This is a genomic window from Flavobacterium ginsenosidimutans (genome assembly GCF_037478105.1).
GTDB classification, from domain to species: domain Bacteria; phylum Bacteroidota; class Bacteroidia; order Flavobacteriales; family Flavobacteriaceae; genus Flavobacterium; species Flavobacterium ginsenosidimutans.
Genome location: NZ_CP147988.1, coordinates 3,871,503 through 3,895,316, shown reverse-complemented (window position 1 = coordinate 3,895,316; position 23,814 = coordinate 3,871,503). Strand labels below are relative to the sequence as shown.

Sequence of the window (23,814 nt, the reverse complement as noted above, 5' to 3'; positions counted from 1 at the left end):
TTTAACTTTTTACATTTTACAATTATTCTTCATCTGTATTATTGGTTTCTCCTTCAAATTGAGTGTTTGCTGTTCTGGCGTCGTAACCTAATTCTCGAAGATATTTTGAAAATATATCAGAATATCCATGTGTGCAGATTACTTTTTCTGCTCCAGTTGCTTTTATGCTTTCTAGTAAACCAGTCCAATCGCAATGATCACTAATTACAAATCCGCGGTCCACTGCACGTCTTCTTCTTGCGCCTCGAAAAGCCATCCAGCCGCTTGCAGTTCCCGTTACAAAAGGTGTCATTTTTCTAATCCAAGTACTTCCGTGTGCGCTTGGCGGTGCGAGAACAATATTCCCTAATAAATCTTCTTTTTTAGTTTCTTGAGTTACTCGAACAGTTGTGGGCAAATCGATTAACTGACGAACAACATTAGTCATATTTTCTATAGCGCCGTGTGTATAAATCGTCCCAATACTTGGGTCAAGATATTTTAGTAATCGCTGTGCTTTTCCTAAAGAATATCCAAAGAGTACAGATGTTTTCCCTTCTGCACGATTTTCTGCCCACCAATTATTAATTTCAGCCATTACATTTTTTTGTGATTCCCAATTAAATGCAGGAAGTCCAAAAGTGCATTCTGTTATAAAAGAATGACATTTTACAACTTCATAAGGAACTGAAATTCCGTCATTTTCTGTTTTATAATCGCCTGTAAAAACCCAGATTTCACCTTTATATTCCACTCTAATTTGTGCTGAACCAATAATATGCCCCGCAGGATGAAAGGAAAACTTTACGCCGTTTATGGTAAAAGTTTCATTCCAGTTTTTGCCAGAAACGTTTATTTCGCCCAAACGATATTTTATAATCGGAATGTTAGAATAATGTGTGATGTAATTTTGATGCCCCCATCGCGCATGATCAGAATGCCCATGAGTAATAATCGCATTTTTTACAGGCCTCCACGGATCAAGATAAACATCCGCCTGTTGGCAGTAAATTCCTTTATCGTTAAATTGTAATAATGGTGGATTCATTTTCAATTAGATAATTTATGTGCTTGCTGCGATAATTAAGTAGGCAATAAGTGATATGCTTAGTACAAACAGCATCATTGTAATAAAGGTAAGCATTGCGGTTGAATATTGATACTTTCCTTTTTTTAATAGTTTGATTGTGTGAATGTAACGTAGATAAGACAGCAGAATTGTCAACGCGCCAGCAATCAATAATCCGATTCCCAGATAAATAGTAAAATTACTTTTTGGCGCAACTGTTTCTGCTAAATATTTAGCGGGAATTTGTTTTAAAAACAATGAAAATTTTACCGCGACAAATCCGAAAACCATTATTCCAATTCCCGTACGAAGCCATGCTAATAAAGTTCTTTCATTAGACAAGTATTCGTTCATAACTTCCTGATCATTTTTTGGCGACATAAATTTTTTAAAGCTTTTTAGTATTCAAAATTTCTATAAGGAGGACAATCGTATCTGTTGTCTTCATTATCTAAGTTATAACTGTCATAAGGATTTGAGTCGTCATAACTTGAAAAAGGAGTATTATCTTCAGCTAAATTTAGTCCACTTTCTATAATTTCATAACAATCATCAGAAGAATGATCACAGTGGTTTTTATAGTTAACATCTTCATTTTGTCCCGAAGTAAATTCTTGATCCATCGCTTCATTTTCATGAGCTGTATCAATATGATCGGGTTTACTGCATTTAAAATCATTCAAATTTGCAGTTTGGCTGTTGACATCTTTTTTCATGGCTGCTATTTTAAATTAGTAAAGTTTTCTAAATTTTGATATATACAAATTTGAAAATAAGCTGCTTAAAAAAATTATAGGATTTACTTTTAATCTTACAAGATTTAATTCTAGATTATTCTTGTCTAATTCTCATTTTGTAAAACTGAAATATAATTCTGTAAAATAAGCACTTACGTATTTTGCAACTTTGTACTATTAATAATTTAAAAAATTATAACATTATGGAAACTTCAAGAAAAGATTCGAAATCTGGAATGAAAGATTCTGGAAAAACTCAAAAATCAACATCTGGTTCTAGAGGAAAAAGCACTACAACAAAATCGAATGATTCAAAAGGTAGAGCTGGTCATTAATTTTTTAGTTTATTAAAAAGACTAAATGATAAAAGCGTGCTGTTTAAATGTAAACAGCACGCTTTTAGGTTTTCATAAGGTTAAAGTTTTATTTCAAAACTTCTTGAATTGTTTTTACAAAGGTTTCAATTGGCTGCGCGCCAGAAACAGCATATTTACGATCAAAGACAAAGAAAGGAACTCCTTGAACACCAATTTCGGCAGCTTCTTTAATATCTGATTCTACTTCTTTAATAAATAAGTTTTCGCTTTCTAGAACTTCTCTAATTTCATTTTCTTCTAATCCAGCTTGGATTCCTAATTTAATTAAGGTTTGTCCGTTGTTTAAATCTTGTCCGTCAGTAAAATAAGCTTTAAAGAAGATTTCTTCCATTCGATCGCCTATATTTTTAGTTTTAGCCAATTGAATGATTCTATGTGCATTTAAAGAATTTGATATAACAGCTTTATCAAAATTATAATCTAAACCAACGCTTTTAGCGCGTTCTGCGACACCTTTGTGCATTTCTTTAGATTGTTCAATTGACATTCCTTTTCTTTCTGCTAAGAACGTGTAAACGTCCATATCAGGCTGAGCGGTAATAGTTGGGTCAAGCTGAAAGCTTTTCCATTCGATTTCAAATTCATCATTTGGAAATACCGCAAGTGCAGTTTCCAGTTGTCTTTTTCCGATATAACAAAACGGACACATGATGTCCGACCAAATTTCTATTTTCATAATTCAAAGATAAGAAAATTGTTGTTTCAAGTTTCGGGTTTTAGGTTTCAAGTTGATATGCTTTGTGTTTTTTAAACCGCAAAGTACGCTAAGGTTTACGCAAAGTTTTTTGTTTAGGATTGTTTTGGAACGCAAAGGGCACAAAGGTTTACGCAAAGTTCGCAAAGTTTTCTTTTCTCTAAGTCTTTATCAAGAAAAAGGACGCAAAGCTTTGTGTTCTTAGCATTCTAAAAAAAAAAATTAAACATAAAACTTAGCGAACTTTGCGTAAACCTTTGTGTTCTTTGCGGTAAAAATTATACGCATAGCATATCAACTTGAAACTTGAAACTCAAAATAACCTAAATAAAAAACCGCAACTCTTTATAGGAATTGCGGTTTCTAGGTATAAAAAATGGTTGGTTAATAGCGATATCTTTTTTTTTACAATGATATATCTTTTATTTAAAACTAAAAAATATCCCTGTAACAGAAAGAAACTTTAATGTTAACTATTTAACATTACAGGCATTACAAGCATAGTAACTGTTTCGCCTTCTTCTAAACCATCAACAGGCGTTAAAATACCAGCTCTGTTTGGTAAAGACATTTCAAGCATGATCATGTCAGACTGCAAGTTTGTTAGCATTTCAGTTAAGAAACGAGAGTTGAAACCAATTTGTAAATCGTCACCTTGATAATCACAAGTCAATCTTTCTTCTGCTTTGTTTGAGTAATCGATGTCTTCTGCAGAAACATTTAATTCTGCTCCAGCAATTTTCAAACGAATTTGGTGTGTAGTTTTATTAGAGAAAATCGCAACACGACGAACAGAACTTAAAAATAAAGAACGGTCAATCATTAATTTATTTGGATTTTCTTTTGGAATTACCGCTTCGTAGTTTGGGTATTTTCCGTCGATTAAACGACACATTAAGATATAATTGTCAAATGAGAAAGTCGCATTTGAATCGTTGTATTCAATTTTTACTTCAGCATCAGAGCTTCCTAAAATACTTTTTAAAATGTTTAAAGGTTTTTTAGGCATAATAAAATCTGCAACTTGAGATGCTTTAACATCTGTACGAGCATATTTTACTAATTTATGAGCATCTGTAGCTACGAAAATTAATCCTTCTGGTGAAAACTGGAAGAATACTCCAGACATTACTGGACGTAAATCATCGTTTCCAGCTGCAAAAATAGTTTTACTTACTGCAGTTGCTAAAACTTCTGCAGGAACAAGTGTTACAGATGGATCTTCAAGACTTACCGCTTTAGGGAATTCTTCTCCTGCAGCATAAGCCAATGCATATTTACCAGAATTAGAGCTAATTTCTACTGTGTTATTATCTTCAACAGTGAAAGTTAACGGCTGCTCTGGGAAAGTTTTTAAAATTTCAAGCAAAAGTTTAGCAGGAACTGCTACGCTTCCTTTACTTGTAGAATCGATCGATAATGTAGCCGACATAGTCGTTTCAAGATCTGAAGCCGAAACGGTCAACTCATTATTGTTTAGTTCAAACAAAAAGTTGTCTAAAATTGGCAACGTATTGTTGCTATTGATTACACTACCTAAAACTTGTAATTGTTTTAATAAGTACGAACTCGATACTATAAATTTCATCTGCTTTATTTTATTTTTTGATAAGCTTTTTATCTAATTTGGGGCTAAATATACGGATTACAAATATATCTTAAACTATCCAAAGTATTACATTTTTTTATTAACATCTATTTGCTGTATTTTCTTTTTCTGATGAAAGTAAATACAAGTCCGAATATCAATAAAATTAGAATTGGAACTCCGATAGTTATGAATTGAGTTAAAGTATAGCTTTCATAAACTTTCTCTTTGTCTAATAGTGGTAACTCAATATCTTTGCTTCTAATGTTAATAAGTCCTGTGTCATCGAGAAGATAATTGATACAATTCATAATGAAGTCTTTGTTGTCGTATAATTGGCCAGTTCTTTGGTCGTAACCTAATTCAACTGGAATTCCATTTTTGTCCAGTTGATTTTTAGCTAAATCTCCATCGGCAACAACAATCATTTTATTTGGTTTTCCTTGTGTGGCAAAAGAATTGTCTTTGAATGGTAAAACTCTATTTTCAAAAGCAGAATGGAATGAGCCTTCTAATAAAACAGCGAGCGGTTTATTTCCTTTGTTAAGGTAATCCTGCGGACTTGTTTTTTCAGTTACCATATTCAAGTTAACTTCTACAGGCGAACCAATTGTTTTAGAATATTGAGAAGATTGCAATAAAACCGTTTTCTTGATTCCGTTTTTCAAAGTATCAATCGGATTTGCGAAATCGAATTTAATTCCACCCAAATTTTTAACGATTGGATGCTGACTTGTTGGATAAACCTGTGGCGCAAATTTCCAGATAAAATCTTGGTATTGCGTTGCACTTCCTTGTTCGCCAGTAGCCAGTTTTATTGGGCTTCCTTGTTCGTCTTTAATCAAATCAGGATTAATTCTAAATCCATATTTGAAAAACATATCGTTTAGGTTTAAGTCTCTTGGATAAGCCAAAGTCGCGCCCATATCATTGTACAAGCTGTCCATGTCCGCAGCAACTTGGTCAATTAGCCAAAGTGTTTTACCGCCATTCATAATAAACTGATCCAGAACTTCTTTTTCTTCGTCAGAGAATTTTTCAGTTGGTTTTGCAATAATGGCTAAATCGTATTTCTTCAATTCATTTAAAGTAGCATTCGGATTTTTGGCAACAGAGTCTAATGTAAAAGGCCCAATTAAATAGCTTTCATGAATTTGCTTCAGCATGCCAGCAATATATCTTTCTTTCAATTCGCCATTTCCTTTAATAATCGCAACTTTTTTCTGTTTAGTTTTTGTTACTTTATTAATAGCATCTGCAATAGAATATTCTAAATGCTGAATTGATCCAATAACTTTTTGCGTAGTCGAAGCGCCCATTATATTTTTCAATAAAGGAATATTGACTTCTTTATTATTGTAAACAGCAACCGCCCAAGGAAAAACCATTGCTTGAGATTGTTTTCCTTTATCGTCAACAGTAATATTTATAGGAGTTAATCCTTTTTGGAAAAGTGATTTTGTTAATTCATCGCTTTCATCTTCATTTGCCAACGGATCAACAAATTCGAAAACAATATTTTTATTATAAGCTTGAAATTCTTCTAATAATTGTTTGGTTTCTTGCTGTAAACGTCTAAAATCTGCTGGAAGATCTCCTTCCATATAAATCTTAATAGAAAGTGGATTTTCAACTTGTTTTAGAATCCCTAATGAAGTCGGAGAAAGGGTATAGCGTTTATCTTTTGTTAAATCAAAACGATGAAAAAAGATTGTTCCAAGTACATTTAAAACAACTAAAATAAAAATAGTGATGCCTAATGTCTTTAAATTATGTTTTGTAGATAGTTTCATTAGGCTTTAAAAGATTTTAATTGGTAAACAGTAAAAGACAAGAAAGCGATTGCAATGCTCAAAAAGTAAATAATGTCGCGAGTATCAATTACGCCACGGCTCATGCTTTTAAAGTGATTTTGCATTCCTAAAGCTGAAATTAATCCGTTTGAACCTGGAATTAGCGAGCTTAAACCATCAAAACCAAAATAAAAGAAAAAGCATAAAAAAACGGCAATAATAAAAGCCACAATCTGATTTTCTGAAAGGGTAGAAGTAAAGATTCCAATTGCTGAATAAGAAGCAATTAAAAACAATAATCCGAAATAAGAACCAATTGTGCTTCCCATATCAAGGTTTCCTTCTGGCGAACCTAAATCTGAAATCACTTTTACATAAATCAAGGTTGGAATTATTGCTAGAATAATTAGCAAAAACGAACCGAAAAACTTACCATTTACGATTTCCCAAATTGATAAAGGTTTAGTCAATAATAACTCTAAAGTTCCTTGTTTTTTTTCGTCAGAGAAACTTCTCATTGTTACGGCTGGAATTAAGAAAATCAAAATCCATGGCGCCAATGTGAAAAACGGAGTTAAATCGGCGTAACCTGTATTTAATATATTATAATCTCCTTCAAAAACCCATAAAAATAGTCCGTTGCTAATTAAGAAAATCGCAATGACTAAATAGCCAATTGGAGAGCCAAAAAAGGATTTTATTTCTCTTAAAATGATTGATTTCATTTGTTATTATTTTGTTTCAAGTTTTTTTGTTTCAGGTTTCAAGTTTTAAGTTCTTGAAATAACTTATAAATTATTTTCCGTGCGTAATTTTTATAATTCGTGAATTTCTAGCATCAATAATTATTAGAAATGTTCCGCCTAAATAATTTTCAGGCAAAGTTCCAGAAATAACCCAGTAATTTTCTAAAAGGTAAATTTCATATGGCCTTTGTTTTTCTATCTTTTCTTTTCCATAGATATCAAATAAAATTGGCTCTGCGATTTCAATTGCAGTAATGCTGTCTTTTATAATTATCTTTTTATTATCGACAACATTATGCTGTGTTTTTTTAGATAAAGCAATTTTTAATTCTTCATTTGCATTTTTTTCCCCTAAAACTAAACGACTATTTTGTGCACAACTGCTAATTGTAATTAGTAAAAGTGATAAGAGAAAATATTTCATAATTTGATTTTTTGTTTTACGTTTCAAGTTGCACGTTAACGTGAAACCTTAAACTTGAAACTAATTTAAACTAACCAATTTATCAACGCTCCAAGCTTCAGGTTTTGCGTTGAATAATTTTTTTGTAAAATCCCAAACAGTATTAAAAAGCTCAGAATTTCTATAATTTTCTAAATCTTCTTCAGTTTCCCAATAACTGTAAGTGAAAAAGATACATTTATCATTTTTGTCCTGATACAATTCTAAAAAACGATTTCCTTCTGCATTTCGTATTTTTTCTTTCACCGATTCAAAATTCTCTAGAAAATCAGGAATTTTTTCTTCATGAAAACTCATTTTTACTATTCGAACAAACATGTATTCAATTTTAGATTTCTGATTTTAGATTTTAGATTGTAAATCTGCTTACAGGTGCGCAAAAGTACCAAAATTGATTGTAATAAAATAAAATTCCAATTTTGAAATTCTAAATTCTAATAAAAATTTAAATTTTAATTATTTAAGACACTCTTTACTTGATTATAATTGAGTTTGTCTTTAAAAAAAGTAAAAGGAGGTCTGCCATTTGGCTGAGTGTTAACGAGTATTTTTTCTTTTATAATTCTTATTATAGTCACGGTTTGACTTTCATAGCTGTAAGAATTATTAGTTCTAAGTTGAATAACTCCATCGCTCCAATTTGTTAATACCCAGCCATTTTTCTCTAATAGTTTTCCTATTTCGAGAGTTGATAAGTCCTTTTTAAAAAGTAATTCTCTAAATTTTCTTTCGCTTTCTATTCTGTAGACTATATATATAAATGAAATAATCCCAACTCCAATTAGATTTAATTCAACATTATTATCAGTAGATTTACCCAATCCAGCATAAATCATTATAAAAGGAAAAAACATGATAAAGTATTTGCCAAGGTAATCTAAGCTTGTAATTGGCCATTTTAAATTTTCGATTATGTATTTTTTAGTTTTCGAAGTCATTTTTAGTTTAACTAAGAAAACTTAATCGTAATTACATCACGGTAATTCAATCCCAATAAACTATTTGCAGAACCCACTTTAGAAGGATTACTTCTAAAAATAGCAATCTCAAGGAATCCAGCTTCATTAAAAATAGCCAGTTTTTCTCCCTCATAAGTTTTAATCGGATATTTATCGGAAGTTGCAATTGCCGAATAATTCGGCAGAATTGTTTTGATGCTTTTTGGTTTCATCACGATTTCATAAGGGCGTCCGCGTGAAATTTCTAAGAATTGTTTTTTAGAAATATTAGTTACCACATTTCCAAAATGATCAATATAAATGATATTACCTTTTATAGAATTTCCGTCATCGGCCACAAGAGCTTGTAATTCGGTAGCTTCTTTAATAGATGAAATCTCTTTTCCAATTACATTCAATAAACCGCCTTTTGATAAATGTGAAGCAACTTGAATGAAAATATCCAAATCTGTAGCTTCAATCGGGAAACGATCGTGAATATTAATAGCAACAATTTTCTGCGGAACAATTTTCTGCGTAAGCATACTCAGGATTCCGTTGTCGGCGCAAATAAAATAGTGATCGTTCCATTGCATAGCAATATGCTGGTTCTCTTTATTACGCTCAATATCGACACCAATAAGATGTACAGTTCCTTTTGGAAAACTCAAATAAGAAGCTCCAATAATGTAACTTGCTTCAGCAGTGTTAAAGGGATCAATGTCGTGAGAAATGTCAATGATTTGAACCTCTGGATTTTCAGAAAGTATTTTACCCTTCAGCGACCCCACAAAGTGATCTTTTAAGCCGTAGTCTGTAGTAAGGGTAATTATTGACATATTTTTGTTTATAACTATTGATAGTATTTAAATCTAATTTTCATTAAATTTGAGAAATGCAAAGCTAATAATAGTAAACACAAATTGAAAGAAAGAAAAGACAAATTGTGTTTTTAAAAGTATTTGCCTGTTACAATATTCAGAAACACTGATTTAAGTTTATTTTGTTAAACTGAGACTGCGACTGAATACTGAAACTAATAAAAAAGACCCGACAACCACTAAATATTAAAAGGAATTATTTTAATTTAAAACTACTTCATTTGAACGAAAGAATAATCGAGCTAGTAGATATTGCTCCAAAAGAGTTTTGGGGCGCACAGGATAGCCATTTAGAAATTATTAAAAAGTATTACCCGAAGCTTAAAATCGTAGCGCGAGGGACAACTTTAAAAGCATTTGGCGAAAAAGAAGTTTTAGACGAATTCGAAAAGAGATTTCAAAGATTAATGCTTCATTTTACGCGTTATAATAATATTGATGACAATGTAATTGAACGTGTAATAATGAGTGATGGTCAAGAAGAAAAAAGATCTTATGATCATGATAAAATCTTAGTTCATGGTGTTGGCGGTAAGATAATCAAAGCAATGACGCCAAATCAGCAATTGCTGGTTGATACTATTAAGAAAAACGATATGGTCTTTGCTATTGGTCCTGCTGGAACCGGAAAAACGTATACCGGTGTTGCTATGGCGGTTAAAATGCTAAAAGATAAAGAAGTAAAAAGGATCATTCTAACACGTCCAGCGGTTGAAGCCGGAGAAAATCTTGGATTTCTTCCTGGGGATATGAAAGAAAAACTTGATCCGTACATGCAGCCGCTCTACGATGCGTTGCGTGATATGCTTCCGAATGAAAAATTAGAAGATTATATTTTGAAAGGAATTATTCAGATTGCGCCACTTGCCTTTATGCGCGGACGTACGCTTGATAATGCCTTTGTAATCCTTGATGAAGCACAGAATACCACGCACTCGCAAATGAAAATGTTTTTGACCCGTATGGGAAAAAACGCCAAATTTATGATTACGGGTGATCCTGGACAGGTCGATTTACCAAGAAGAACTATTTCTGGTCTTAAAGAAGCTATTTTGGTTCTGAAAGATATTGAAGGTATCGGAATTATTTATCTGGATGATAAAGATATCGTACGCCACAGATTGGTTAAAAAGGTAATTGATGCTTACAAACAAATCGAGAATCACGATTAATAATAATTTTAGTCAAATGTTAAATGTAAATCGTGAATTGTGTTTTAACATTTATTAATATTCGTTTTGTACGTTTCTAGTAAAGGTGCAAAACGAATATTTTTTTTATTAAAAAAAAATGAAACAACTAGATGATTTCTACCTAAACCAAGAAGAGCCTATAAAAGGAATATTTTTGGCATTAAAAGAAATCATTTTAAAACAAAATCAAGACATTTCAAACACTTTGAAATATGGAATGCCTTTTTTCTCTTATAAAGGAAAAATGTTCTGTTATTTATGGATTCATAAAAAACTCAAAAAGCCTTATATTGGAATCGTAGAAGGAAAACATTTTGATGAAGATTTTCTCATTCAGGAAAATCGCTCACGGATGAAGATTATGATGTTTGATAGTAATGAAGATTTGCCTTTGCAGCAAATAGAAGCGATAATCCAAAAAGCGATAAATTTATATAAAACGGGAATTGTTAAAGTTTAATTGTTTAAAAAGCAATATTTAACCGAATAGTTAAATAAATAATAAACTTACCTCAATTTTAGCCTTCAGAGCTTGTAATCTTTGTCTAGCCGAGCTTAAAACCGTAAATTTGCACATCATCGAATTTGATAATTAATATGACAAAACTTAAAAATATAAAAGTTGTAGTAAGTGACCTTGACGGAACTTTACTCAACCCACAACACAGAATATCAGAGTATACTAAATCAATTTTTCAAGAACTTCATAATCAAGGTTATTTGATTGTTGTAGCTACAGGACGTCATCACCTTGATGCAATGGCTATTATAGAGACACTTGCAGTGCCAGTTTATCTTGTAAGTTCTAACGGAGGAAGAATTCATTCACCAAATAAAGAAGAACTTTTTGCTTTTAATTTGGACAGCGATGTGGTTAAAGCGGCATTAAATATAGAAATTGATCCAGACGTTACAGTTGTGTTATTTAAAGAAAACGTTTGGCAGACTAATAAATGGAATGAAAGATTAAACTCTTTTCAAGCCGAATTAAAATACCGTCCAGAATTAGTTGATTACAAAACCATAGAAGATTTCAAAGCTATCAAAATTTTCTTTTCATGCGATAATCATGAGAAATTGGTAAAAGTAAGAGATGCTGTTTTAGCCAATTCTTCAGAGCATTTACATCACGCTTTTAGTTTACCAACTTGTTTAGAATTTATGGACAAATCGGTAGATAAAGCGGTCGCCATTGCAAAAGTGCTTGAAAAAGAAGGTTTTACTTTGGATGAAGCTATTTCGTTTGGAGATGGTTTTAATGATTTGCAAATGTTGTCTGCAACCGGTAAAGGATTAATTATGGGAAATGCGCCTTCAATTTTAAAAGATGCTTTACCTGATTTAGAAGTAATTAAAACAAATGCAGAAGACGGAGTAGCAAAATATATCGCATCTAAAATTTTAGATAAAGAATTTGCAACAAGCTAATTTTGAAACATATTAAAATTAAAATCCTTGAATAAATCATTCAGGGATTTTTTTATTTCTGAATCTTAAAATTTCATTGTGTAACTCAGTGAAATAATTTTAAATTTGCATTCATAAAAACAACACAACAAAATGAGTAATACAATCACAACTACAAATTTTAATTTCCCGAATCAGAAATCAGTTTACCGCGGAAAAGTTAGAGAAGTTTATAATATCAATGATGAACTTTTAGTAATGGTGGCAACAGATAGACTTTCGGCTTTTGATGTAGTTTTGCCAAAAGGAATTCCGTACAAAGGGCAAATCCTGAATCAGATTGCAACAAAATTTATGGAATTGACGCAAGATATCGTTCCAAACTGGCTGATTGCAACTCCAGATCCAAACGTTGCTGTTGGACATTTATGTGATCCTTTTAAAGTAGAAATGGTAATTCGTGGTTATTTATCTGGTCACGCTGCCCGCGAATATGCTACTGGTAGAAAACAAATCTGCGGTGTTACCATGGCAGAAGGTTTAAAGGAAAATGATAAATTCCCAGAACCAATTATTACCCCAACGACAAAAGCAGATAATGGTTCTCATGACGAGGATATTTCTCGTGAAGATATTTTGGCAAAAGGAATTGTTTCTGAAGAAGATTATTTAGTTTTAGAAAAATATACTCGCGCTTTATTTCAAAGAGGAACTGAAATCGCAGCAAAACGTGGATTAATTTTAGTAGATACAAAATACGAGTTCGGAAAAACAAAAGATGGTGTAATAGTTTTAATTGATGAAATACATACTCCAGATTCTTCTCGTTATTTCTACGCCGACGGTTATGCTGAAAGACAAGAAAAAGGAGAGGAACAAAAACAATTATCTAAAGAATTTGTTCGCCGTTGGTTGATCGAAAATGGTTTTCAAGGTAAAGATGGACAGCAAATTCCAAATATGACAGATGAATATATTGAATCAGTTTCTGAAAGATATATCGAATTGTACGAGAATATTTTAGGAGATAAATTTGTAAAAGCTGATATTGACAATATTGATCAACGTATTGAAAAAAACGTATTAGATTACCTTTCTTCAAAATAATAATTTTGGGTTTAAACTAACTATTTAAACCATGAAATTTATAACGAAAAAAAATGCCCTGCTATTTGTATGTTTTACAGCAGGGCATTTTCTTTTTGCGCAGATTGATAAAAATGCGACAAAAGAAACCAAAAACTTATATCAGAATCTTAAAACTATTTCCAAAAAGCATATTCTTTTCGGACATCAGCATGCGCTTGAATATGGGCACGGATGGAGTAGTGAGCCTAATCGTTCGGATGTAAAATCGGTTACGGGTTCACATCCAGCAGTTGTTGGAATTGATTTTAGTGATTTTTCAGGACGTTCCAAAGACCAAATTGAAAAAACAAAAGAAGTTCTAAGAAAGAATGTGATTGATACTTATGAAAGAGGTGGAATTACAACTGTTTCATGGCATTTTAATAATCCAGCTTCTGATGGAGGATTTTATTGGAAAGACGGAATTTCAGCCGCTTCAATATCTTTGATAAAGCCTGGCGGATCTCATCATGAAGAATACAAAGAAATTTTAAAAAGCATTGCAGATTTTGCTCATTCTGTAAAAGCAAAAGACGGAAAACTTTCTCCAATGATTTTCAGGCCTTTTCATGAATTTGATGGTGATTGGTTTTGGTGGGGAAAAGCACATACATCTAGAGAAGATTTCATTGCAGTTTGGCAGTTTACGGTTTCTTATTTAAAAGATACTCTAGGCGTTCATAATTTTATTTATGCATTTTCTCCAGATAACCGATTCAATTCAGAAGAAGAATATTTAGAACGTTATCCAGGAGATGAATTTGTTGATTTGTTGGGTATGGATGATTATGGAGATTTTGGAAGAGATGGCAAATACGATCTAGATGCTGGACTAAAAAAGCTTAAAATATTTTCTGATTTGGCTATTAAAAAGAAAAAACTAGCAGCATTTACAGAAACGGGATTAGAATCAATTCCAAATGAAAACTGGTGGACAGAAGTTCTCCTTAAAACGCTGAAGTCTGAAAATTTAGAATTGGCTTATGTTTTAGTATGGCGAAATGACACTACAAGTCCAACGCATTATTATGCTCCTTTTCCAGGACAAGCAAGTGAAAAAGACTTTATAAAATTCTATGATGATCCTTTTACTTTGTTTGAAAAAGATTTAAAAAATATTTACAGCAAAAAGTTTAAGATTTAGTTATCATCAAAACAAGTCAAAAAGCGCAATTCGGATAAATCTGAATTGCGCTTTTTATTTTTTTAGAAATCATGCAACCAAAATGATTTTTATGTCGTCTAAATAGTAAATCATCATCATCAATCATTTAACAAACAATCAATCATGAAAAAAACAGTAATTATTTTAGGAACAATTTTTCTTTTTGGAAATGTTACAATTGCATCAAATTCTGGATTAAGAATTAAAAATCAAATTGAGTTTACATTGTACGGAAAATCTCCATTGCATCTCGCAATTAGTAAAGGTGACATTGAAGCGGTCAAAAAATTTGTAATCTACGGAACGGATATCAATAAAAAGGTTAATAATATGACACCTTTAATGGTTGCGGCGCGATTTAATCAATTTGAAATTATAAATTTTTTACTTCTTCATAATGCAAATCCATCAATAGAAAACTCTCAGGGTTTTACAGCTTTAGATTATGCAGAGTATGCAAAATCAACTGAGTCAATTGCTATCTTGAAGAAAATAAAAGAAGGAAGTCGAAGAAATAGTAAATAAAAAAAGAAAGTGCAATTCAAAAATATGAATTGCACTTTCTTTTTTTATCATTTTAAGATGTTATTCCATTTTATCTTTTAAATTCTCTAAACCTTTCTGTAAGTCATTCCCAATCATTTGGTCCATTTTAAGCATTGGAAGCATGATATTTGTTGGATAAGGAATTACACCGCTGATTCCCCATTTTACTTTGGTCTGGTTTTCAGAAAGTGGTTCGGTAGACATAAATCCGACAGCAGTATCTTCCATCGGTTTTTTAAAACGAAGAGCAAAGTCTAGGCGTCGTCCTTCTGAAATCTTTGTAATTTCTTGTTCACCAACACCAACTTCTTTGACATTGCTTTCCCATGAAGAAATAGAACCAACATTTCCGTCAATGCCTTTGTAATTTATTTTTATTTTAGGATCCATATTGGCCCAAACGCTAAACTCATTTTGGTTTTTGAGTGATCTAACATATTTAAAAATACTATCCGCAGGTTTATTGATTGTAATTTCTCTTTCGACAGCATATTCCTTTGGCATAAAATAAGCAACAATTAAAACAATCGAAATAAGTAAAATTAGAATGATTAGAATTCTTTTAATAAATATCATAGTTTCAGTTTTAAGGTTATTATTCTTAGATATTGCATACGAAAACAAGAGTATTTCTCAGTAAAACAACTACTTCTGTACTTTTTGAATATGTAATCGTATAGTAAATTTAAAAAAAAATGATTCTGTTTTAAAGCTGATATTAAACATTTTGAATAAAAGGTGAAAAAAAAGATCAGATTTATTGTAACATATTTTCTTTTTGGTAGTCTATTATAGTATAATCAATAATTTGATAACGTTTAGGTCTTTCAATTATCGTTTTATTAAGTAACTGTTAAGAATTGGTTAAAACATGGTACTTTGTAATGCATAATACAATAAAATAAATTACTTTTACATCATCAAATTAAAATTATCATCATCAATCATTTAACAAACATCAATCATTATGAAAAAATCAGTTATTTATTTAGGACTAGCCTTGGTAACATTTGGAAATGTAGCAATGGCTTCAAATGGAGTTTCAATTGTAAAAAATCAAGTTGAGCTTAAAAGTTATGTAGGAACTCCTTTAAATGTTGCTATTAGTAAAGGAGATCTTGAAACCGTTAAAAAATTTATTGAATACGGTTCAGATGTAAACCAAATGTCTGAAGACTTTACTCCTTTAATGATCGCCGCACTTTACAATAAACATGAAATCATTAAAGTTTTATTGGCTAATGGAGCAAATCCTAATGTGAAAAATGAAAAAGGTTATACTGCATTAAAATATGCACAAGCATCAAATGCTTCAGAAGCAATTGCGCTTTTGAAAGATTTGAAATAACAGTTTAAAAGTTTTGAGTTAGTAAAAATGACCTTTCTGAGCAAAAGGTCATTTTTTTTGTTTATTAGAGAACTTCATCAAACAAAAAAGCACCATTACGAGAATGATGCTTTTCCTTTTTAAATCCCAACAAATTGATTTAAAACTAAATATTATAAATTATTATTCAATTGGCTCATGTTTTTTTCTGTTGAAAACCCAGAATAATATCGGAAACACAAGTAATGTTAAAACAGTTGCAGTCATTAAACCTCCAATAATTACAATTGCAAGTGGTTTCTGTGACTCTGAACCAATTCCTGTAGAAATAGCTGCAGGCATTAATCCAATTGAAGCCATTAAAGCTGTCATAACTACCGCTCTGGTTCTGGCTTTTACTCCCATAAAAATTGATTCTTCGAGTGAGAACTTAGCCTTCAGATTATGATGAAACTCGGATATTAGAATTACTCCATTTTGAATACAAATTCCGAGAAGCGCTATAAATCCAACTCCAGCAGAGATTCCGAAATTCATTCCAGTAATATGCAAAGCGATAATTCCACCAATAATAGCAAAAGGAACATTTGCCAACACAAGAAGCGAATCTTTAAAGTTTCCGAACAGAATAAATAAAAGAACAAAAATTCCAATTAAACTGATTGGTACTACTTGTGCCAGACGCGCACTCGCACGAACCTGATTTTCAAATTCTCCTGTCCATCCTGTGGTGTAACCAGCAGGAAGTTTAAGCTGATTTACTTTTTGCTGTGCTTCAGCAATTGTACTTCCCAAATCGCGATCACGAACAGAGAATTTAACTCCGATAAAACGTTTGGTGTTATCTCTATAAATAAATGCAGGACCAGTAATAGTTTTAATGTCGCAGATTTCTTTTAAAGGAATTTTGATTCCGCTGATGGTTGGAACTTTAATTTCCTCCAAATCTTTTTCATCTTTTCGGTATTCTTTAGAAAAACGAACACGAACATCAAATTTCTTTTCATCTTCATACTTTTCAGTTGCTGTTTTTCCTCCAAAAGCCAATTCTAAAACTGCTTGAGCATCACTTAAAGTCACTCCGTAAGCCGCCATTTTTTCACGATCTAGAATTACGCTGATTTCAGGCTGGCCGACATTTCTTAAAATACCAACATCTTTTATACCCGGAATATTTTTAATTTGTGCTAAAACTTCATTGGCAAGCTGATCTAATTTGTTCAAATCATCTCCATAAATTTTCACAGCATTTGAAGCTTTAAATCCAGCTACCGATTCTGCAACGTTATCAATTACGGGTTGAGAATAATTGTATGTAATTCCCTGATGAACTTTCAATTTATTATCCATTTCATTAATCAGATCATCCATAGAAATTTTACGTTTCCATTCGGCTTTTGGAAGTAAGTCAACTTGAAGCTGAATAAATCCGAAACCATTAGGATCTGTTCCATCGTTGCTTCGTCCAGTCTGAGACAAAACTTTTTTAACTTCAGGAAAACTTTCTAAGTCTTTTCTAATCATTGCCGCAGTTTTAACACTTTCAGGAAGCGAAGTGCTCATTGGTAATTCCGCAGTAACCCATAGCGCACCTTCATTTAATTGTGGCAAAAATTCTGTTCCTAAGAAACCAGCAGAAAAGAAAACAGCGGCTAATAATCCTATGGATGCAATTAAGGTTTGCACTTTATGTTTAAATGTCCAAGCAAATCCTTTGGAAACAATTCGATCCCAAAAATTCACAAACGGATTGTGTTTTTCTTTTACATTTTTATTTAATAAGATATGTGAAAGAACAGGAACTAAAGTCAAAGTAAAAATTAATGCTCCAAGTAATGCAAAACCTAAAGTAAAGGCTAGGGGAGAGAACATTTTTCCTTCTACTTTCTGGAATGAGAAAATAGGAAGTAAGGCTGTAATAATGATCAATTTTGAGAAGAAAATGGCTTTACCCATTTCAGTTCCTGTTTTTTTGATCAAACTTCCTTTTGCAATTTTATTGAATTTTTCCATTCCTAACTGATGCGCTCGATGATCTAAGACGACAAATAGACCTTCGACCATTACAACAGCACCATCAATGATAATTCCAAAATCGACAGCACCTAAACTTAATAAGTTGGCACTCATTCCCATCATTTTAAGACATAAAAATGCAAATAATAAAGAAAGCGGAATGACAATTGAAACGGTAAAAGTAGTTCTCCAGTCGGCCATAAAAAGAAATACAACAACAGTAACCAGAATAATACCTTCAAATAAGTTATGCATTACGGTTTCGGTCGTGAAATTCATCAAATTATCACGATCATAAAATGTTTCAATTTTAATGTCTTTTGGAAGAACATTATCATTAAGATCTTTGATTTTTGCTTTAATTAATGCCAAAGTTTCCTGCGGGTTTTCGCCTTTTCGCATTACCACAATTCCTTCAACCGCATCATCATTATTTCCAATACCAGTTTGTCCAACTCTTGGCATCGAGCTTTCGTAAACGTCAGCTAAGTTTTTAACCAAAATTGGATTTCCTCCAGCATCATCAACAATAATATTTCCAATATCTTCTTTTGACTTTAACAAACCAACACCGCGTACAACAAAAGCTTGTCCGTTTTTCTCAATAACATCACCACCAACATTTAAGTTTCCAGCATTTACTGCATTGTAAACTTGTAAAGGCGTAATATTGTATTTTGCCAATTTGATTGGATCAACCCCAACTTCATAAGTTTTAGTTTGTCCTCCAAAAACATTTAAATCTGCAACACCAGGAAGAGAACGAAGCTGTTTATCGATAACCCAGTTTTGGTAAGTCAATAATTCTCTGCTGTCTCTACTATTACTTTTTACAATATATCTGAAAATTTCACCTGTAGGACCATAAGGAGGCTGAACGTCTGGTTCTACATCATCTGGAAGCGAAACATTTTTTAATAAATTATTTACCTGAAAACGGGCAAAAGTATCATCAACACCATCGTCAAAAATGATTTTAATGACCGATAACCCAAACATTGTAATACTTCTAACGCTAGTTTTTTTCTGAACAGAATTCATTGAGATTTCGATTGGAGACGTTACAAAACGTTCCACTTCCTCAGCACTTTTTCCGTTCCATTGCGTAATGATAATAATTTGAGTGTTGGTAACATCCGGAAAGGCATCAATAGGCATATTTTTGAATGAAATAAATCCAGCAACAGCCAATAATCCAACCCAAAAGAAGGTGAATGCTTTATTCTTTAAAGAAAAAGCAATGATATTTTTTATGAATTTGTTCATGTCTTAGTTATTTAAAGCACCATAAATAAATAGCTGATTGTTTGTGATCACTTTTTCATTCTCTTTTAATCCGCTTGAGATATATGTTGTATCGCCAACAACTCTATAAACTTCTACTTGTCTAGTTTCGATATTATTACGGTCTTTAAAAACCACAACAAAGTTTTTGCTTTTATCAAAAACAATAGCTTTACTTGGTACGGCTATCATAGACTGATTTTCATTAAAAGATAATTTAATATTAGCATTCATATCAGGTTTAAGCATATAATCAGGATTGTTTAATTTGATTCTTGCTTGCATTGCTTTTGTTTCTGGATCAATTACGTTGTAGATTTTATCAACTTTCCCATTAAAAGTTTTATCTGGATAACTTAAAGTTGTAACTGCAGCGCTGGTTCCTAATTTTACTTTATTAATATCAATTTCATTAATATTGGCCATTGCCCAAACCTCACTAATTTCTGCTATATCAAATATATTTTCTGAACGGTCATTTCTTAAAAGCATATCTTGATTAATGCTTTTTTGAATGATAAAACCACTTATAGGAGCTGTAACTTCATAAATAGATCCAGCTTTGATATTATAGATTTTATACGTTTCCTGAATTTTACTCAATTGAGACTGTGCTTTATTTACTTCTGATTTCGCTTGTAAAACATCGCTTTCAGAATTCAGTTTTCCATCAAATAATTCTTGTGCCACTTTCAAATTGTTTTTAGCAACAAGCAAATCGCTTTTTGCATCGATAGACTGTTTTTCAAAATCGGCAACATCGGTACTTTTTATGGTCGCTAAAACTTGTCCTTTCTTAACATAATCGCCAAGTTCAACATTAACTTTCATTACGTTTCCGCCAACTAAAGGATAAACATCAATCATTTTATTATTGTCAGCAGTGATTTTTCCGTAAAAGCTAAGCTCGTTTTTTAATGGCTGAGTTTCTGCAGTAGCAGTTGTTGTAGTTTTTAACATCGCATCACTTAAAACAAATGAGGTATTTGTTTCTGGATTTTCAACTTCTTTTTTGCAGCTTGTAAGGGATAAACCTGCTAATGCTATTCCGATGAATAATATATGTTTCATTTCTGTAATTTTTTAAAATAAATCTTTGTTAATGGTGCTATTTAATTCTTCGCCTGCTATTACTACTTTTTTCTTTAATTCATTTAACTGAATTATTGCTTGATTGTAGCTTTCCATAAAATCTGTAAATTCTAAAAGACTTACATTTCGTTTTTGGAAATTGGTTAGCATCCCGTTATATACCGCTTCAAAATCTGAATTTACGGTTGGTTTAATCACGCTGTAGTTTTGTCTGGATTCATCCCATTTTGTCCAAGCCGATGTAATTTCCGTTTGCAATTGCAGTTCAAAATTTTGTTTTTCAACTTTAGATTGCTCTAAAATGGTTTGGGCATATTTAATATTTCCTTTGTTTTTATTCCATAAAGGAAGCGGAATCCCTATACTCACATTAGCTTCTTTATTAAAAGCACCACTTCGCTGATCATAATTAGCGCCTAGAGTAATATCTGGAACCGATAATGATTTCTGCCATTTTACATTCAATTCATTCGCATCAATTTCTTTTTGTTTGGCTAAATAATCAGGACGGTTTGCAATAGCTTGTTCTTCGAAGCTTTTAAGATCAAAATCGATTATTTTTAAGTATTTATTCGAATCATCTTTACTAACAACAGGAATTACATTTTCAGTTTCATTTAAAAGAAGTTTTAAATTAGCCTGTTCCTCTATATTGTTGTTAATTACTTCTAATCTTTCGTTTTTGAAATTAAGATATAGTGATTGCAAGCGTACAACATCTTTCAAAGGGATATTCCCTTTTTGCGCTTGAACCGAATATGAATTAATTAAATCCTCGATATGAGCTAACTGCTTATCTGTATTTTCGAGATTTTTGGAGTTATAGTATACAGTGTAGAAACTCTTGCGCAATTGGAATTTTAAAGTACGCAGTAGATCATTAAACTGTAATTCTGCCAATTGCGTATTGGTTTGAGCCAGTTTAACTTCATTACGTTTTTTTCCGCCAAGATAAATAAGCTGTTCGATGCTAAATGCCTTTTGACCTTCTTTACCAATATCAAAAAACTTATCTCTTTCAGGGTTATACGCATTCAATTCAGCAGTTATCGTGGGATTGTCCCAAATACGCGCTTGAATGGTTAAAGCTTTTGAGGCATCAATATTGTATTGGGATGCCAGTAAATATAGATTCTTTTTTAAGAATTGGCTTTCGCAGTCTTGAAGAGTGACTGTTTTCTGAGCCATAACTACCTGATTTAGGAATGCAAGTAGCAAGAATGCATATAGTTTTTTCATTGTATTAAATTTATTTTATACAAATATGCTATCGGTAAACTTTAAGATGCCTTAAAATCTACCTTAAAAATAGCTTAAAATAAATTATCTACGAAAAATAATACAAAATAAATTTATGTTATCACTTGGAATACTGTATGTTATGTGTGAATTGTGAAGATTTAATATTCGATTTACAATTCGAAGGCCTAATCCGAAACCGGTTATTCCTTTTGCATTTTCTCCACGCATAAAAGGCTGAAAAAGATTTTTTTGTTCAGCGTCATTTAATGTTCGGCCAGAATTTGAAATCGATAAAAGCAGTAAATCATTTTCTGTACTGATTTTTACTTTTGCCTGTTTGTTGTCAGAATAAATATATGCGTTCTTTAAAACGTTTGTAATGGCGATTTGCAGAAGATTTTTATTACCATTAATTTCTAAAGCAGTATCCAGATCGTCACTTTCTTCCATTTCAAAAAGTATGACAAAATCTGGGAATGTTTTGTTGATCTTTTCAATCGAAGAAAATAATATTTCATCGATACGCTGTATTTCATGATAATCTGCTTTTCGATTATCAATTTTTGAAAGAATTAAAAGCGAATTAATTAATTCACTTAGATGATTAACATCTCCTAAAATGTTGTTTAGAAAAGATTTCTTTTTCTCTTTTATATCTGGATCGGCAATAGCATTTTCGATCTGAGAAGTCATCCTAGAAAGCGGTGTTCTTAATTCGTGAGATGCGTGAGCAGTAAATTCCTTTTGCTTTTGATATGAAACTTCGATACGATCCATCATAAAATTGAATTCGTCAGCAATTAAATCAATTTCATTTTTAGTGCTTTTAGATTCGATTCTTGTGTCAAGATTGTTCTCGTTGATATTTTTTATTTTCTGATGAAAAGCATTTAGCGGATTCATGGCTTTTCGAACCATAAAAGAAGTTAGCAACCAGCAGATTGTGGTAAAAAATATATAAGAGATAATTAATGTGTATCTTAGGAAAAGCAGTTTTCGATTTCCATAATCGTCTGTTGCAGAAATTAAAGCATAGAAATCTTTGTCATTTGTATCATAAAATACGCCATAGACTTCATAATTTCCTTGTTGTTTAAAAAAGGTTTTATTCTTTTTTAAATACTTTAAATCATTTACAGACCAATTGATTTTTGCATCGTCAATACTGCTATAAATCAGTTTATAATTAGAATCAAAGACTAAAGTTTTTTCGTCGTATAACTTATTAATAGAATTCTGGTCGATTATTTTCAAAAGCTGATTATCAACCTGTTTTACATTAACTAATAATTTGATATTAGATAAAGCTTTCACTTCCAATCGATCACGAAATTCTTCTTTTCTGTAATTAGAATACAAAATGAATATCACTGTAGATGCCAATCCGAAGAGGATGGTAAACAGTAAACTTACTAAAAGTGATATCCGATTTTTTAATGTCATTCCTGATCGCTTAAATAATAGCCGTAACCAACCTTGGTACGAATAAGTTTAGTCTCATGATCTTTATCAATTTTTTTCCTCAAAAAGTTGATATAAACTTCTATTGTGTTCTGATTAGTTTCAATATGATAATCCCAAAGTTTTTCAGCAATAAATTGTTTCGAAAGGACTTTTCCTTTGGCATGAGCCAAAATTAAAATCAGTTTGAATTCTTTTGGTGTGAGTTTAATTTCTTCTCCAGATCGAAAAACTTTCATCTCATCTTCAAGAATTTCCAAATCTTTAACTATAATTTTATTTTCTATCTGCTGCGGAACTTCTTTTCGTCTTAAAAGAGACTGAACTCTTGCATATAGTTCTTCAAAATGAAAAGGTTTTACCAAATAATCATCTGCACCATTATCAAAAGAAGATAATTTATCTTCAATTTCGCTAAAAGCGGTGAGCATGATAATTGGTGTTTTTTTGTCAATTTCTCGAATAGCTTTGCAAACTTCGATTCCATTTGTACCTGGAACATTAATATCAAGAACGATTAAGTCATAATCGTAAGGAAAATATTTTTTCAGCAAAAAAGTTCCATCATAAAAAGGAACGCACTCGAACTCCTTTGAGGTAAAGAATGCTGAGATTTCTTTTGATAAAGTAAAATCGTCTTCGAGTAAAAGTATTTTCATTCTTATAAGAATTTATAAATTCGGCTATT

Annotated in this window: 25 protein-coding genes; 8 read left to right on the top strand and 17 right to left on the bottom strand. The window is 31.7% G+C overall.

Annotation, left to right across the window (positions count from 1 at the left end):
• Positions 1–22: 22 nt before the first annotated feature.
• The 3 genes from V6624_RS17260 to V6624_RS17250 are packed head-to-tail and all read right to left on the bottom strand — an operon-like array spanning position 23 to position 1,764.
• The gene (locus V6624_RS17260; RefSeq protein ID WP_338839513.1) at positions 23–1,027 is read right to left on the bottom strand and encodes a ligase-associated DNA damage response exonuclease; all 1,005 of its coding nucleotides are present in this window, start codon (positions 1,025–1,027) and stop codon (positions 23–25) included.
• 15 nt (positions 1,028–1,042) lie between these two features.
• Positions 1,043–1,429: a YidH family protein gene (locus V6624_RS17255; RefSeq protein WP_338839512.1), complete on the bottom strand. Its 387-nt coding sequence runs from the start codon at positions 1,427–1,429 to the stop codon at positions 1,043–1,045.
• Between the two features lie 17 nt (positions 1,430–1,446).
• Positions 1,447–1,764: a hypothetical protein gene (locus V6624_RS17250; protein ID WP_338839511.1), complete on the bottom strand. Its 318-nt coding sequence runs from the start codon at positions 1,762–1,764 to the stop codon at positions 1,447–1,449.
• Between the two features lie 224 nt (positions 1,765–1,988).
• Here V6624_RS17250 and V6624_RS17245 point away from each other — a divergent pair, with 224 nt between their 5' ends.
• Positions 1,989–2,120: a hypothetical protein gene (locus V6624_RS17245; protein WP_262510489.1), complete on the top strand. Its 132-nt coding sequence runs from the start codon at positions 1,989–1,991 to the stop codon at positions 2,118–2,120.
• 88 nt (positions 2,121–2,208) lie between these two features.
• Here V6624_RS17245 and V6624_RS17240 read toward each other — a convergent pair whose 3' ends face one another.
• The 8 genes from V6624_RS17240 to V6624_RS17205 all read right to left on the bottom strand — a co-directional run bounded on the left by V6624_RS17240 (position 2,209) and on the right by V6624_RS17205 (position 9,223).
• Positions 2,209–2,838, bottom strand: a complete 630-nt coding sequence (locus V6624_RS17240) for a DsbA family oxidoreductase (protein ID WP_338839510.1) — start codon at positions 2,836–2,838, stop codon at positions 2,209–2,211.
• Between the two features lie 487 nt (positions 2,839–3,325).
• A complete protein-coding gene (gene dnaN / locus V6624_RS17235; protein WP_111283020.1) occupies positions 3,326–4,444 on the bottom strand; it encodes a DNA polymerase III subunit beta in 1,119 nt (372 codons plus the stop codon).
• Between the two features lie 107 nt (positions 4,445–4,551).
• A complete protein-coding gene (gene gldG / locus V6624_RS17230) occupies positions 4,552–6,237 on the bottom strand; it encodes a gliding motility-associated ABC transporter substrate-binding protein GldG (protein ID WP_338839509.1) in 1,686 nt (561 codons plus the stop codon).
• Entirely contained in the window at positions 6,237–6,962 is a 726-nt protein-coding gene (gldF, locus tag V6624_RS17225; RefSeq protein WP_338839508.1) for a gliding motility-associated ABC transporter permease subunit GldF, read from the bottom strand. Before gldF ends, gldG begins: the two co-directional genes overlap by 1 nt.
• Before the next feature lie 70 nt (positions 6,963–7,032).
• The gene (locus V6624_RS17220; RefSeq protein ID WP_338839507.1) at positions 7,033–7,407 is read right to left on the bottom strand and encodes a YbbC/YhhH family protein; all 375 of its coding nucleotides are present in this window, start codon (positions 7,405–7,407) and stop codon (positions 7,033–7,035) included.
• Positions 7,408–7,467: 60 nt separating this feature from the next.
• The gene (locus V6624_RS17215) at positions 7,468–7,764 is read right to left on the bottom strand and encodes a putative quinol monooxygenase (protein WP_095930016.1); all 297 of its coding nucleotides are present in this window, start codon (positions 7,762–7,764) and stop codon (positions 7,468–7,470) included.
• Between the two features lie 134 nt (positions 7,765–7,898).
• Positions 7,899–8,384 (bottom strand): hypothetical protein, encoded by a 486-nt coding sequence (locus V6624_RS17210; RefSeq protein ID WP_338839506.1) that lies wholly within the window; start codon positions 8,382–8,384, stop codon positions 7,899–7,901.
• Between the two features lie 11 nt (positions 8,385–8,395).
• Positions 8,396–9,223 (bottom strand): SAM-dependent chlorinase/fluorinase, encoded by an 828-nt coding sequence (locus V6624_RS17205; protein WP_338839505.1) that lies wholly within the window; start codon positions 9,221–9,223, stop codon positions 8,396–8,398.
• 263 nt (positions 9,224–9,486) lie between these two features.
• Between V6624_RS17205 and V6624_RS17200 the strand changes: the two genes are divergently transcribed.
• From V6624_RS17200 to V6624_RS17175, 6 genes are all read left to right on the top strand, one after another.
• Positions 9,487–10,437, top strand: coding sequence for a PhoH family protein (locus tag V6624_RS17200; RefSeq protein ID WP_111283008.1), 951 nt, complete (start codon positions 9,487–9,489; stop codon positions 10,435–10,437).
• A gap of 118 nt (positions 10,438–10,555) precedes the next feature.
• Entirely contained in the window at positions 10,556–10,918 is a 363-nt protein-coding gene (locus V6624_RS17195) for a DUF1801 domain-containing protein (protein ID WP_338839504.1), read from the top strand.
• A gap of 137 nt (positions 10,919–11,055) precedes the next feature.
• The gene (locus V6624_RS17190; RefSeq protein ID WP_338839503.1) at positions 11,056–11,886 is read left to right on the top strand and encodes a Cof-type HAD-IIB family hydrolase; all 831 of its coding nucleotides are present in this window, start codon (positions 11,056–11,058) and stop codon (positions 11,884–11,886) included.
• A 132-nt stretch (positions 11,887–12,018) separates the two neighbouring features.
• Entirely contained in the window at positions 12,019–12,972 is a 954-nt protein-coding gene (locus V6624_RS17185; protein WP_338839502.1) for a phosphoribosylaminoimidazolesuccinocarboxamide synthase, read from the top strand.
• A 31-nt stretch (positions 12,973–13,003) separates the two neighbouring features.
• Positions 13,004–14,137, top strand: coding sequence for a glycoside hydrolase family 26 protein (locus V6624_RS17180; RefSeq protein WP_338839501.1), 1,134 nt, complete (start codon positions 13,004–13,006; stop codon positions 14,135–14,137).
• 144 nt (positions 14,138–14,281) lie between these two features.
• Positions 14,282–14,683 carry an ankyrin repeat domain-containing protein gene (locus tag V6624_RS17175; RefSeq protein ID WP_111282998.1) on the top strand — a complete coding sequence of 134 codons (402 nt, stop codon included), beginning with the start codon at positions 14,282–14,284 and terminating at the stop codon, positions 14,681–14,683.
• Between the two features lie 60 nt (positions 14,684–14,743).
• Here the strand turns inward: V6624_RS17175 and V6624_RS17170 are convergent, their stop codons facing one another.
• Positions 14,744–15,280 carry an SRPBCC family protein gene (locus V6624_RS17170; RefSeq protein WP_111282996.1) on the bottom strand — a complete coding sequence of 179 codons (537 nt, stop codon included), beginning with the start codon at positions 15,278–15,280 and terminating at the stop codon, positions 14,744–14,746.
• A gap of 391 nt (positions 15,281–15,671) precedes the next feature.
• On the opposite strand from V6624_RS17170, the gene V6624_RS17165 reads away from it, so the two are divergent.
• Entirely contained in the window at positions 15,672–16,052 is a 381-nt protein-coding gene (locus V6624_RS17165) for an ankyrin repeat domain-containing protein (protein WP_111282994.1), read from the top strand.
• Between the two features lie 162 nt (positions 16,053–16,214).
• Here the strand turns inward: V6624_RS17165 and V6624_RS17160 are convergent, their stop codons facing one another.
• The 5 genes from V6624_RS17160 to V6624_RS17140 form a co-directional block, all read right to left on the bottom strand.
• Complete coding sequence (locus tag V6624_RS17160) at positions 16,215–19,313, bottom strand: efflux RND transporter permease subunit (RefSeq protein ID WP_111282992.1); 3,099 nt, start codon at positions 19,311–19,313, stop codon at positions 16,215–16,217.
• A 3-nt stretch (positions 19,314–19,316) separates the two neighbouring features.
• Positions 19,317–20,402 (bottom strand): efflux RND transporter periplasmic adaptor subunit, encoded by a 1,086-nt coding sequence (locus V6624_RS17155; RefSeq protein ID WP_111282990.1) that lies wholly within the window; start codon positions 20,400–20,402, stop codon positions 19,317–19,319.
• Positions 20,403–20,414: 12 nt separating this feature from the next.
• On the bottom strand, positions 20,415–21,662 hold the full coding sequence (locus tag V6624_RS17150) for a TolC family protein (protein ID WP_111282988.1): 1,248 nt from the start codon (positions 21,660–21,662) through the stop codon (positions 20,415–20,417).
• Positions 21,663–21,746: 84 nt separating this feature from the next.
• Positions 21,747–23,108, bottom strand: a complete 1,362-nt coding sequence (locus tag V6624_RS17145) for a sensor histidine kinase (protein WP_338839499.1) — start codon at positions 23,106–23,108, stop codon at positions 21,747–21,749.
• Positions 23,105–23,785, bottom strand: coding sequence for a response regulator transcription factor (locus V6624_RS17140; protein ID WP_111282985.1), 681 nt, complete (start codon positions 23,783–23,785; stop codon positions 23,105–23,107). The genes V6624_RS17145 and V6624_RS17140 overlap by 4 nt, the downstream gene beginning before the upstream one ends.
• Positions 23,786–23,814: the final 29 nt, after the last annotated feature.